Raw genomic sequence first — 12993 nt, 5'->3', positions numbered from 1 at the left:
TGATCAGTATTGCCCATAATATGCGAAAATTGGCAGCCAGGTAGGCTACCAATTTTTTGTTTTTTCGTTTTTATTCGATTTGCAGCTAATTTTTGGGGCTGTTTCCAAATTCTTTAGAGACAGCCCCACTTGTATTAACTCCGATTAATCACAACTTTCAAATGCGGGCAGGTGCTGCTCCAGCGAGGCGCGCTGCAGGTTGGTATACACCCGCAGCAAATCGCTCCGCTCCGTCTGGGCCATTAAAACATCGTACAACTCCGCGTCAGCGATCTCTGCCGCCGCGCCAATCGCGCAAGCTTCTTCAAGGCTGCCAAATTCCACCGGGGAGATTTCATTCATAGCGGGCAGCTCCACCCCATACTTCTCAGCCTGCCGGATCAGCGTGTCCAAATGGCGCTGTTCAGACGCCGCGATTTCATCAAACACGCTTTCATCACCCAATTGCGCGCTGATCGATAGATACGTCTGCATCGCGCCCCATTCTTCCAAAATGCCATCCTGCAGACCCTGTTTCTCAACATCCGATAATGGGGTCAGCGCGCTCCCACCTTGCGAACCGCGCCCGCCCTGGCCACCTCGCCCACCGCGCAAGCTATCTGCGGGGATTCCGCTGTCGGCGTTAACCGTCATTACAGAGGACAGTAAAAAAGATCCAGCCAGAACACCGGCAACTGCCATTCCCAATAAAGTACGTTTGTTTTTCATTGATCATTCTCCTGTTTGTTTCAGTCTTGAACGCAAATGCGTCTTTTTGATTTGCTGATAAAATGATCTTAACCTCCGGCTTTGAAACCCCAATGAATAAGTTATGAAGGTTGTTTGAATTTTAGTTCCCCCATTTTTCTCGCGATTCTATTGCGCATTTTTTTAATCGCGGTTATAATACCGAACACATGGGCGGTTAGCTCAGCTGGTTAGAGCGTTGCGTTGACATCGCAAAGGTCGTAGGTTCGAGTCCTATACCGCCCACACAAAAAGCTCACATTGGTTGAGTTTTTTTGTTTAAGGTCATTGGTACCATCGAGATAGGAAACAACAGCAAAGTTGCGCATCCTTCAGCGCTCTGGTTGAAATTTCCGGTTAACCCGGTTATAATCAGACCAATCAAATACATATTGGCGTTGACCAGGACGAGTAGTGGATTATTCCCCTGCCAGAGAATGGGAATCACCGGCTGAAATTTCCCATCAGATGGATACCCACAAAAACCCCCTGCGAGCTGATTCTGGAACAGAGCCTTCTCTCAGTAAAGAATCCGGTAGGCCCCGTTAACCGCCTGCAGAGATAACCTTGAGCAAGGGTTAATCTGGGTGGAACCGCGTGAACATCTCTCGCCCCAGTACGGGTGAGAGTTTTTTTATTAAACAAATGCAATCGATATGGAGGTAGTTATGGCCGAAAATGAAAAAGAAAAGTACGAAGAATCGCTGCTGTACCGCATTCGGCATTCCACTGCCCATGTCATGGCGCAAGCCGTTTTAGAGGAGTTTCCCTCGGCGAAATTTGCCATCGGCCCAGCCATTGACGAAGGCTTTTACTATGACTTTGATCTTCCCCGCCCGCTCACACCGGAAGACCTTGAGAAAATTGAAGCACGCATGAAGAAAATCATCAAAGGCAATCACCCCTTTGTGCGCAAAGCTATCACCGTCGAAGAAGGCCGCCAGATTTTCAACGACCAGCCATTCAAGATCGAATTGATAGACGGCCTGGTCAGCGGCGGCACCGACGAAGACGGTAATCAGGTCGAAGGCCCGGTGGAACTCTCCACCTACACCCACGACGCCTTTACCGATTTGTGCCGCGGCCCGCACGTAGAAAACACCAAACAAATCAACCCCGAAGCCATCAAGCTGATGAGTGTAGCCGGCGCCTACTGGCGCGGAGACGAAAAACGCCCCATGCTCCAGCGTATCTACGGCACCGCCTGGTATAACAAACAAGACCTGCAGGATTATCTCAACCGCCTGGAAGAAGCCCGCAAGCGCGATCACCGCAAGCTTGGCAAAGAACTGGATCTCTTCAGCAGCAATGAAGAAGTCGGCCAGGGATTGATCCTCTGGCACCCCAAAGGCGCCACCATCCGCCGCATCACCGAGCGCTTCTGGCAAGACGAACACGACCGGAATGGTTACGAGTTTGTCTACACGCCCCATATTGGACGTTCCGCATTGTGGGAAACCAGCGGGCACCTGGGATTCTATAAAGAGAATATGTATTCCGCCATCGAAGTGGAAGGCCAGGACTATTACATCAAACCGATGAACTGCCCCTTCCACCTGCACATCTACAAAAACCAGCTGCGCTCTTACCGCGATTTGCCCATGCGCTACGCCGAGATGGGCACCGTTTACCGCTACGAGCGCTCGGGCGTGCTGCACGGCCTGCTGCGCGTGCGCGGCTTCACCCAGGACGACGCTCACCATTTCTGCCGCCCCGACCAGATGCCCGACGAAATTGACTTTGTGCTCAATTTCTGTCTGCATATCCTGCGCTCCTTTGGCTTCACCGAGTTCAAAGCCTACCTCTCCACCAAACCAGAAAAAAGCGTGGGAGAGCTGCAAATGTGGCTCGACGCGCAAGAGGCCCTGCGCGCTTCGCTTGAGCGCGCCAAGCTGCCTTACGATGTGGATGAGGGCGGCGGCGCGTTCTACGGCCCCAAGATTGACCTCAAAATCAAAGACGCCATCGGCCGCGAATGGCAGCTCAGCACCATCCAGTTCGACTTCAACCTGCCCGAACGCTTTGACCTCACCTACATCGGCGAAGACGGCCAGCCCCACCGCCCCTACATGGTGCACCGTGCCTTATTGGGCAGCCTCGAGCGCTTCTTTGGCGTGCTGATTGAGCATTACGCCGGCGCCTTCCCGGTCTGGCTCGCGCCTGTTCAAACCGTGCTTGTGCCCATTGCCGACCGCCACAACGACTACGCCTGGGAGCTGCACAAAAAATTCAAAGCGCTGGGCATGCGCGTCAAAGTTGACGACAGCTCTGACCGCATGAACGCTAAAATCCGCAATGCCCAAAAAGAAAAAGTGCCCTACATGCTCATTATTGGCGATAAAGAAATGGAAGCCGGCCAGGTCGCACTACGCCTGCGCTCGGGTGAAAACCCCGGGCCAATGGCGGTGGAAGATTTCATCGCCCTCTATCAAAAAGACGTGGCATCTCACGCCTGATCCGTTACCAACCGAACCAGGCTGGCGATTTGCCAGCCTGGTTCATTGTTGACTCTTGCCGGGTGGAAATCACTTTGCCAGGTTCAATTCGGAGAGTTTTGGTTGACGAACAGCCGGTACCTGTGATATATTAAGGTATCCTGAGCCCGCGGTTGCGCGGGCTGTTATTGGATAATTGTTTTGTGACTGGACATAAGGAGAATAACATAAGCGCATCAGAATATCGGGTAAATGAGACGATCCGGGTACCAAAAGTGCGGTTGATTGGCGCCGACGGCGACAATTTGGGCGTTGTTGACACGCGCGAAGCACTGAAAATCGCCCGGGAGGCTGAACTCGACCTTGTCGAAGTGGCTCCCAATTCCGATCCCCCCGTATGCAGGGTGATGGATTTTGGCAAATTTCTTTATGAGCGCACCAAGCGAGAGCGAGAAGCCCGGAAACAGCAGGTCAAAGTAGAAATCAAAGAGATCCGCCTGCGCCCTAAAACCAACGAACATCACCGGTCTTTCAAAACCAGAGATGCCCGCCGTTGGCTCGAAGATGGAATGAAGGTCAAGGTAACCGTTCGATTCCGCGGGCGAGAAATCACTTACCCAGAACTGGCTCTGGAAGATCTCCAAGAAATCGCTGATGAGCTGGCTGATATCGCTGTGGTTGAGCAGAGGCCGAATATGGAAGGCCGCGTGATGACCATGCTGCTCAGCCCGAATAAAGAAGGTAAAAAGAAGGGCGCTTCTACCAAAGAGGAAACCAAAGAAGAGGCTTAATCATCCCTGATTTTTCCGGGATTCTCTCCTTTCAGTCAGATTCAAGGTATAATAGAAACCCCACGCACGTGGGTTCTTAAAACCTGTTTGTAATAGGAGTTTCACTGTGCCACGGAAAGCAAAAGCTGGAAAAATTAAACTGAAGACCCATAAAGCAACCTCCAAACGGTTCCGCTTAACCGGGTCGGGCAAATTGATGCGTACCAAAGGCGGCAAGAGCCATCTCCGCCGACGCACCTCTGTGCGCACCAAAGCCTTACTGTCTGAGATGATCCCTGTGGAAGGCACCGGTATCGTCAAGCGCGTCAAGCGCCTCGCCCCCTATATGAAGGAACGCGAGTAAGTCTGTTCGTATCCACGTTTAGTGCGGCTGTCAGGTGTTCGCAACAGGTGACCCTTCACCGACGCCTGGGGGTTCGCAAAGGAGTTTCTGATCATGGCTCGTGTAAAGAGCGGTCCTTACGGACGAAGACGTCATCAAAAGATATTGAAATTGACCAAAGGCCAGTACGGCACCAAGAGCAAGCTCATCCGCCGTGCCAATGAGGCCATGCTGAAAAGTCTGTGGTACGCATACCGTGACCGTCGGGTTCGCAAACGCGATCTGCGCAAATTGTGGATTACCCGCATCAACGCAGGCGCGCGCATCAACGGCCTGAGTTACAGCCGTCTGATCCATGGGCTGAAAAAAGCCGAAATCCTCCTCAACCGCAAAATGCTTGCCGATCTGGCCGTTCGCGATCCCAAAGCATTTACGGCTGTCGTTGAAAAAGCTCGATCAGCCTGATCGAATGAGTGAAATCTCCAACGGGATGACTGCGGTCATCCCGCTTTTTTTTTAATTTTCTCCAGAGTTGGTGTTAAAATTACGAGTGGAGGAACCTATGAGCCAGTGTATTCGGTCAACCAATTTATCTCCACAAGCCTCTTTGGAGATTTGCCAGGGAGACATCACCCTCGAAGCCGTCGACGCCGTAGTGAATGCCGCCAACGCTCATCTTATCCACGGTGGTGGTGTGGCTGCGGCTATCGCCCGCCGCGCCGGCCTGCCATTGGATAAAGAAAGCCGCGAATGGGTGCAGCAGCACGGCCCGGTTACCCACACTGCCCCCGCCCTAACCTCCGCTGGCGCCATGCCCGCCCGGTATGTGATCCATGCGGTAGGCCCCATTTGGGGAGAAGGAAGTGAGGAACCCCGTCTCGCCGAGACAATTCACGCCGTCCTGGCGCTTGCCAGTCAAAATGGTTTTGCATCGCTGGCCTTCCCCGCCATCTCTACCGGTATTTACGGGTTTCCCAAGCAACTGGCCGCGCCCATATTCTTCAACACCATTCAAAGCTATTTCACCGCCGAGCCAGAAAGCTCAATCAAGCTGGTTCGCATTGTTCTCTACGATCAGGCCACTCTGGACGCGTTTCTAGGTGAGTTTGACCGCTGGACGGCAAACCGTTGATATGATCACCTCATCCCAAAACGCCAAAATCAAACTGGCACGGGCCCTGACCGCGCGCAGCAAAGACCGCCAAAAAACGGGCGCTTTCATTGTGGAGGGCGTGCGCCTGGCTGAAGAAGCCCTCGCGGCCGCCTGGCAGCCGCAGATGGTACTTTTTAGCGCGCAGCTTTCGGCGCGCGGCCTGCAGATCGTGGAGGCGTACCGCTCTTCGGGCGTGGAAGTGGAAGAAGCATCCCCTGAAGTGCTGGCCTCTCTTTCGGATACGGAAACGCCGCAGGGCATTTACGCCATCTTCGCACGCAGAGATCTGCCGCTCCCGTCCCAGCCCGATTTTATTCTTATCGCTGATCAGGTGCGCGACCCCGGCAACCTGGGCACGCTTATTCGCACGGCGGCGGCCGCCGCCGTCCAGGCGCTCATCGTCCCCCCCGGCACCACCGATCCATTCGCGCCCAAAGTGCTGCGCTCGGCCATGGGCGCTCACTTCCGTCTGCCCATCCTCGAGCTTTCCTGGCCGCAGATTGTAACCCGGTTCAAAGCCGATGCCCGCCCATCGCTTCGATTTTTGATTGCCGAAGCCCAGGGCGGCGACTCATGCTGGCAGGCGCGCCTCGACCAGCCCGTGGTCCTCATCGTTGGCAGTGAAGCCGAAGGCGCCAGCCCCGAAGCCCGCCAGGCCGCCGATGGTCTCATTCACATTCCCATGCCCGGCCAGAGCGAATCGCTCAACGCCGCTGTCGCCGGCAGCATTCTTTGTTTTGAAGTCGTCCGCCAAAGGAGCCATCATTGAAAATCAGATCCATCACCTGCTTTTTAGACCCCAATCAATCCGCGCCGACCACATTTCAAGACCTCTCCGCTTTTTCCCGCCAGGCAAAAGCCGCCTTTGAAGGGCTGGGCTTTGAGGTGCAAACCACCCGCCTGGCGACCACGCCGTTTCCCACGTACCTCAGCGGACTTTCAGAAAGCGCGTTTGTTGCCGCAGCGAAGTCGTATGAAGACCGCGCCGTGCAAGCCGGTTTTGAATACATCTCGCTGGGCTGTGCCTACCCCGACACGCCTCGTTTTTCCGAGTGGATCCCCGCCGCTTTGGCTGCCACCAGCCAGGTATTCTTCTCCGCGCAGATCGCCAGCCCGCAAACGGGCCTTTCTCTGCCTGCCGTGCGTGCCTGCGGCGACCTGATCGCCCGCGCCGCGCCCATCAGCCCCGATGGCTTTGCCAACTTGCGCTTCACCGCCCTGGCTTGCGTGCCGGCCCACACCCCCTTCTTCCCGGCATCTTATCATCTGGGCAACCAGCCGGCTTTCGCTCTGGCGCTCGAAGCCGCCGACCTGGTGGTGGAAGCATTTGGTCAGGCCGCCAGCATTGCCGAAGCGCGCCAGAGCCTGGTGCAAAAAATGTCCACTGTTGGCGCCCGGTTAACCGCCGCCGCAGAGCAGCTCTCAGCCAGCCATTCCATCGCCTTCAAAGGCCTCGATTTTTCTCCCGCGCCCTTCCCCACCGATACCTGCTCGCTTGGCGCGGGTATCGAAGGACTCGGAGCCACGCTGGGGCTGCACGGCTCTCTGGCCTCTGCCGCCCTGCTGGCCGAGGCGCTCGATCAGGGTGACTGGACTTACGCCGGCTTTAACGGCCTCATGCTGCCTGTCCTCGAAGATTCGCTCCTCGCCCGACGCTCTGGCCGACAGCTTACCCTTAAAGACCTGCTGCTCTACTCCGCTGTGTGCGGCACCGGCCTGGATACCGTTCCCCTGCCCGGCGATGCCACACCCGCCCAGCTCAGCGCCGTGTTGCTGGACGTAGCGGCCCTCTCACTGCGCCTGGCCAAACCGCTCACCGCGCGCCTCATGCCGGTTCCCGGCAAGCAGGCCGGCGACCCCACCAATTTTGATTTCGCCTTCTTCGCCAACGGAACCGTGATGGACCTGCCCGCCGCCCCGCTTGGTGGTCTGCTCGCCTCCAGCCAGGAGAGCCTGCCCATCCACCCGCGCTGGTCTTTCCCCACACGCCAGGGCTGAGGTTCTCGGCGTTTTCACCCAAACAAAAAACAGCCCTCCGTTCGTGGAGTGCTGTTTCGTTTTTGGATAAAGCTGATTCAGCGCACTTGTTTGAGGTTGATAATCGTCAGGTTCTTCTCGCATTCCGCGTAGGTATCAAAATAGATTCGTCCGCTCAACGGCAGGTTTGCCTGGTCCACCAGGCGGATCCAGAAACTGCCCTGCGTGGCCGTGGGTACATCGCTAATGGTGAACTCGTAGCCCGCCGTGCCGTACTGCAGCGCGGTGCCTGTCAGGCTGGTAAGACTGACCGTCTTCCCGCCGATGCTGCCGCCCAACTGCACCCCCACCCCCGTCAGCGGGCGCGCCTCCATATCCACCACCTGCCCCCCCACACCCATCCAGTTGCAAACCCGCTCTGGGAAGAGCACCGTGGCGTCAATCGCCGCCGGCGCGCTCTGGGTGGCAAATGGGTAGATCGAACTGGCTTTTTCTGTGGGTGTGGCGGTAAAGAGTAAATCTGAATCGTTTGGAATAGGAGTTGCCACATCGGGCACGCGGGTCGGCGTAGCCACCGTGGCGGTTGGCGCGGGGGTCTCAGTAACCACCGGCGTCCAGGTTGGCGGCAAAGCGATCACGGTAGGCGTGGCAGACGGCAGCACAATCGCGGCTGGCAAGGTTGGTGGAGGGAAAGGGTTATACACGGCTTGGGGATTCTGGAAAATGAGCACTGTCAGCGCGATAGCCGCGATAATGCCCAACAGCAGCACAATCGTCAGGAAGTTCAAAAACCATCCCCCACGATTTGGTTTCACTTCATCGTTTCCATAGTCGATCATGGATGCGTTCTCCAATCAGAAACCCGATGGTTTTATCTCAGGGTAAAAGAACCTCAACCTGAGCGCTTGCCCGCTGCGCGTCCAGCCAGGCGGAAAGCGCCTTCTGCTGCAAAACCGCCCTGGCTTCCAGGGTCAGCTCGCGCTCTGCCTCGCGCTCAATCACCTGCACCAGGTGATACCCCACCTGGCTGTGAATAATGCCGCTCACTTCACCAGCCTGCAGCGCGAAGGCCGCTTCTTCCACTTCGGGCTGTAGCAGGTACCCTCGCGGGAACCAGCCCAAATCACCGCCCGTGGTCGGGTCATACTGCCTGGCTACTTTTCCAAACTCTGCACCGCTGTTCAGGTTGCCCAGAATATCCTGAATGGTTTCTTCTTCCCGCACGCGGATCTGCCGCGCGTGCACCTGTTCCATCCGCTCTGGCACAGAAGAGATAATCTGATCGCGCTGCCAGGCCGCCAGCTCCGACTCACGCAGCACTTCCACAAAACTCTCTCTGTCCAATCCATACTGCGCCTGCCAGGCGGCCAGCGCGTCTACGCCGCCCATTTCCGTCTCCAGTTGAGAAACCCGCTCGCTTACCGCCGCCTCATCCAGTGTGTAACCGCTCGCTTCAGCCGCGGCGGCCAACAGCGCACGGTCAACCAGATCTCCCAGCACCAGCTCGCGCTGCTCTTCCTCCGCGCGTGTAATACCCTGCTCCGCGTCCGCGGCGGTGAGCATATTCAGCGAGACCTGGTAAGCCGCTAGCGAAATGTCGCGCCCGTTCACCCGCGCGGCCAACGGCCGGGGCGTTGGTGAGGGTTGAAACGGCGTGTTGGTAGCTTCGGAAACCGGGTCGGTTGGGTTTTCACCCGCCGGTGTCGTGCCCGCTGGATTCATTGTACAACCAGCCAGCAGCGCGCCAGCTAACAAAATTGCAAACAATACGGTTTTGGAGATGGAAATGGTTTTGGTCAACATTGTTACGATTATACTCTGCCCCTTCCAATCTGCCAAACGCTTCCAATTCGCCGTGTTTTTTTAAGAAATGGCCGTTTTCCTCATTAAATTGCGGTTTTTCAGTCCTTTGTTCCCCAGTAAAGTTTTAAGATTAGAAAGTCCTTTTTTTCCTTGCATTGGTCGAACGGATATGCTAAAATAAGTTTCATCACCACATATAAGGTCGGTGCTGTTCATTACCCCCACATCTGGGGGTGTTATTTTCTGAAATACCTTTCTCGCATCACCACATCTAGGGCAAGACACTGTCAGAAAGGAGGTCAGGGGAATATGCGGTGTCCATATTGCCAGAACGACAAATCGCGTGTCATTGATACCACCCATGACAATCGCGGAGGGATCCGCCGACGGCGCGAGTGTGAAAGCTGCGGCCAGCGTTTCAGCTCGTATGAGCGTCCCATCCTCGCCACCCCGTTGATTGTCAAGCAGGACGGCACGCGCGAAGAATTTAATCGCGAAAAACTCGCCCACGGCATTCGCATCTCATGCGCCAAGCGCCCGGTACCGGCTTCACAGATCGAGCGCCTGGTTGGCGAGATTGAATCCGCGTTGCAGCGCATGGGCCGCGCCGAAGTTTCCTCCCGCGTGGTGGGAGATATGGTTATCAACGGCCTCAAAGAACTGGACCAGATTGCCTACATCCGCTACGCGATTGTGTACTTACAGTTAGACGATTTGCAAGCCATTCGCAAAGAAATTGATCGCTTATTAGAAGGTTAAGGAGTTGCCCAATGGCCGATAAAATACAAACCAAAGACCAACATATTTACGCGACGCCCCCCCTGCCCGCGGATTTGCCTTCCATCGAGCTGACCGAAAACTCGGCCGCCATCCTCACCCGCCGCTACCTGCGCCGCGGTGATGAAGGCAAACCGATCGAAACCATCGACGAGATGTTCTGGCGCGTTGCTTACCATATCGCCAAGGTGGAAGAATCCTACCAGCAAGACGTGATCGAGCAGGCCCGCTCTTTTTACCGCCTTATGGCTTCGCGCTGCTTCTTCCCCAATTCACCCACCTTCACTGGCGCCGGCACCCCCCTGGGGCAGCTCGCCGCCTGTTTTGTGCTGCCCATCGCCGACGACATGGGCCGCGAATCCACCGGCATTTTCCAGACTCTGCGCGACGCTGCCCTTATCCAACAGACCGGCGGCGGCAACGGTTTTTCCTTCTCGCGCCTGCGCCCTTCCGGCGCGATGGTGAAATCTTCGGCTGGCAAAGCCACCGGCCCGGTCGGTTTTTTGCGCGTTTACGATCACGCCTTCGGAGAAGTGGCCCAGGGCGGCTCGCGCCGCGGCGCCAATATGGCCGTGCTGCGTGTGGACCATCCGGATGTGGAAGAGTTCGTAACCTGTAAAACCGTAGAAGGCGCGATCTCCAACTTTAATATCTCGGTGGGCATCACCGACGCCTTCATGCGTGCTGTGCAGAATGACGAAGAGTGGGAGCTGCGCTTCCCCGACGTGCTGCACCCCGCCTACCGCAATTTCCACGGCACCCTCGAAGAAGCCGAAAAAGTTGGCCTGCCCCTGCGCACCTACAGCCGCGTCTCGGCCCGCGAGCTGTTCCAAAAAATCGTCCAGCAGTCGCACCACAACGGCGAGCCAGGCATGCTCTTCCTCGACGCCGCCAACCGCCAGAACCCGGTGCCGCACCTCTACACCCTCGAAGCCACCAACCCCTGCGGCGAGCAGTGGCTGGGCCCCTATGAAAACTGCTGCCTGGGTTCGATTAACCTCAATCAGCATATCCTGGAAGACGGATCACCCGATTGGGAGAAAATTCGCGAAAGCACCATCACTGCCACACGCTTCCTGGATGATGTGGTTGACGCCAATGCCTATGTGCCAGCCGTGCCGCAGCTCCGTGAAGCCGCCCTGCGCGCACGCCGCATCGGGTTGGGCATTATGGGCCTGGCCGACTTGATGTACGCCAGCGGCATCCGCTATGGGTCGCCCGAAGGCCAGGAATTTGCCGCCCAGGTGATCGAATTTATCCGCTACCATTCCATGCTCGAAAGCATCCGCCTGGCCGAAGCCCGTGGAGCTTTCCCCGCCATTCAGGGCTCCATCTATGACCCGGCCAACCTCACCTGGCAGCCGCCCCAGCCCCTGCAGCCCTACCAGAACGATTGGGGGCGCCCGGAGATCGATTGGGACGCGGTTACCCAGGGCATTCTGCGGCACGGCATCCGCAACGCCGCCCAAGCCACCATCGCCCCCACCGGCACCATCGCCACCGTGGCAGGCTGTGAAGGCTACGGCTGCGAGCCGGTCTTCGCTCTGGCCTACATCCGTCACGTCAACGACAACGGCCGCGACCTGCAGCTCACCTACGCCAGCCCGGCCTTCGAGAAAGCCCTGGTCAACGCCGGCATCGACGCCGAGACCCGCCAGGAGATCTTCAACCAGGTGATGCAGGAAGGCACCTGCCAGCACGTCGAGAAACTGCCCGAAGCGATTCGCAACACCTTCGTCGTCTCAGCCGACATCACTGCCGAAGAACACGTGCGCATGCAGGCCGCCATGCAGGCCTTTGTGGATAACAGCCTCTCCAAAACCATCAACTTCCCCGCCGGCGCCACCGTGGAAGAAGTGGCCACCGCTTACATGCTGGCCTGGGAGCTGGGCTGCAAGGGCATCACCGTCTACGTTACCGGCTCGCGCGAGCAGGTCGTGCTGGAGACCCACTCCACCGCCCAGAAGAAAGCCGAACCGGTCGTCGAAAAACCCGCTGACCAGCTTCAGTTATGGTCCGCCTCCAAGAAACCGCGCCCGCGCTCGCTGGCCGGCTTCACCTACACCAGCCAGACCCCGCTGGGCAAAGCCTTCATCACCATCAACGAGAACGGCGGCAGCCAGCCCTTTGAGGTCTTCATCAACACCGCCAAGGCCGGCTCCGACACCGCCGCCGTCTCCGAAGCCATCGGCCGCCTTATCTCCTACATCCTGCGCCTGTCCTCGCCCATCGAGCCGTCCAAACGCCTGCGCGACGTGATGATCCAGCTCACCGGCATCGGCGGCGGGCGTCCCCTCGGCTTCGGCCCCAACCGCGTGCTCTCCCTGCCCGACGGCCTGGCCCAGGTGCTGAAAGACTATCTGGCCGCCCGCGACGAGCGCCTCAGCAGCCCGCAGGCCCCCGCCCCCGAGCAGAAGAACGGCAACCGCCACAGCGACGAAGAAACCCCCATCACCGAGATGCCCATGCTCAAAATCGGCGACCTGTGCCCCGAATGCGGCCAGGCCGCCCTGGTGAACGAAGAGGGCTGTAGAAAATGCTATGCCTGCGGGCACAGCGAGTGTTAAGAAAAAATAAATAACGACAAGAATCAATCGAGCGGGTGAGGAAACTCAACCCGCTCAATTCTATTAAATTCATTTTGTTTGCTGGATTGCCCATGACTCTCTGGATCTAGACACTTCCTGATATAGCTCTCGTTTGTTTTAATCAATTAATTCTATTGGCATTTCAATTTTTATCAGCAAGCCGAAACCAACGGTTTTGTCTTCGAATACAGGTCGGAAAACAATTTAATCAGAAATCAGAAATATGTGTACAACAATCCTATCTCACTTAAACGGATATTTCTCAATCAATTTCCCATTTCCGTCATAAATGAATAGAAGTCATCTCAAAAATAGTGTTTGAGTAAGATCACCAAGCAGCCCAAATGGACAAAGCCGATATAGTTCTCAACCAAGCGATCAAACCGAACCAGGATACGACGATAATTCTGAAGCCATGCAA

At 56.7% G+C, this 12993-nt stretch carries 12 protein-coding genes, 1 tRNA gene and 1 other annotated feature; of the genes, 10 read left to right on the top strand and 3 right to left on the bottom strand.

The annotated features are described in order from the left end of the window. Positions 1–144 precede the first annotated feature (144 nt). Positions 145–708 carry a ferritin-like domain-containing protein gene (locus ADN00_RS13325; protein WP_075063487.1) on the bottom strand — a complete coding sequence of 188 codons (564 nt, stop codon included), beginning with the start codon at positions 706–708 and terminating at the stop codon, positions 145–147. A gap of 190 nt (positions 709–898) precedes the next feature. On the opposite strand from ADN00_RS13325, the gene ADN00_RS13320 reads away from it, so the two are divergent. The 8 genes from ADN00_RS13320 to ADN00_RS13285 all read left to right on the top strand — a co-directional run bounded on the left by ADN00_RS13320 (position 899) and on the right by ADN00_RS13285 (position 7425). Next, positions 899–972 (top strand) — tRNA-Val (locus ADN00_RS13320). Between the two features lie 143 nt (positions 973–1115). Continuing rightward, positions 1116–1345 (top strand) — a binding site (T-box leader). A 49-nt stretch (positions 1346–1394) separates the two neighbouring features. Beyond that, positions 1395–3182, top strand: coding sequence for a threonine--tRNA ligase (gene thrS, locus ADN00_RS13315; RefSeq protein WP_075063486.1), 1788 nt, complete (start codon positions 1395–1397; stop codon positions 3180–3182). Between the two features lie 152 nt (positions 3183–3334). Then, a complete protein-coding gene (gene infC / locus ADN00_RS13310; protein ID WP_236691516.1) occupies positions 3335–3952 on the top strand; it encodes a translation initiation factor IF-3 in 618 nt (205 codons plus the stop codon). A 106-nt stretch (positions 3953–4058) separates the two neighbouring features. Continuing rightward, positions 4059–4295, top strand: a complete 237-nt coding sequence (locus ADN00_RS13305; protein ID WP_082390130.1) for a large ribosomal subunit protein bL35 — start codon at positions 4059–4061, stop codon at positions 4293–4295. Positions 4296–4388: 93 nt separating this feature from the next. Further along, complete coding sequence (rplT, locus tag ADN00_RS13300) at positions 4389–4739, top strand: 50S ribosomal protein L20 (RefSeq protein WP_075063485.1); 351 nt, start codon at positions 4389–4391, stop codon at positions 4737–4739. Between the two features lie 97 nt (positions 4740–4836). Beyond that, positions 4837–5406 carry a macro domain-containing protein gene (locus tag ADN00_RS13295; RefSeq protein ID WP_075063484.1) on the top strand — a complete coding sequence of 190 codons (570 nt, stop codon included), beginning with the start codon at positions 4837–4839 and terminating at the stop codon, positions 5404–5406. A gap of 1 nt (position 5407) precedes the next feature. After that, complete coding sequence (locus ADN00_RS13290; RefSeq protein ID WP_075063483.1) at positions 5408–6196, top strand: TrmH family RNA methyltransferase; 789 nt, start codon at positions 5408–5410, stop codon at positions 6194–6196. Then, positions 6193–7425, top strand: a complete 1233-nt coding sequence (locus ADN00_RS13285) for a DUF711 family protein (RefSeq protein WP_075063482.1) — start codon at positions 6193–6195, stop codon at positions 7423–7425. The genes ADN00_RS13290 and ADN00_RS13285 overlap by 4 nt, the downstream gene beginning before the upstream one ends. A gap of 77 nt (positions 7426–7502) precedes the next feature. Here ADN00_RS13285 and ADN00_RS13280 read toward each other — a convergent pair whose 3' ends face one another. Together ADN00_RS13280 and ADN00_RS13275 are read right to left on the bottom strand one after the other, a co-directional pair. Further along, a complete protein-coding gene (locus ADN00_RS13280; protein ID WP_075063481.1) occupies positions 7503–8243 on the bottom strand; it encodes a hypothetical protein in 741 nt (246 codons plus the stop codon). Between the two features lie 37 nt (positions 8244–8280). Next, positions 8281–9207, bottom strand: a complete 927-nt coding sequence (locus tag ADN00_RS13275; protein WP_075063480.1) for a peptidylprolyl isomerase — start codon at positions 9205–9207, stop codon at positions 8281–8283. A 309-nt stretch (positions 9208–9516) separates the two neighbouring features. Between ADN00_RS13275 and nrdR the strand changes: the two genes are divergently transcribed. Next, positions 9517–9966 carry a transcriptional regulator NrdR gene (gene nrdR, locus ADN00_RS13270; RefSeq protein WP_075063479.1) on the top strand — a complete coding sequence of 150 codons (450 nt, stop codon included), beginning with the start codon at positions 9517–9519 and terminating at the stop codon, positions 9964–9966. An 11-nt stretch (positions 9967–9977) separates the two neighbouring features. Beyond that, entirely contained in the window at positions 9978–12551 is a 2574-nt protein-coding gene (locus ADN00_RS13265) for an adenosylcobalamin-dependent ribonucleoside-diphosphate reductase (RefSeq protein WP_082390129.1), read from the top strand. Positions 12552–12993 lie beyond the last annotated feature (442 nt).

This window comes from Ornatilinea apprima, assembly GCF_001306115.1.
GTDB lineage: Bacteria > Chloroflexota > Anaerolineae > Anaerolineales > Anaerolineaceae > Ornatilinea > Ornatilinea apprima.
This window is presented reverse-complemented; position numbering and strand designations above follow the sequence as displayed.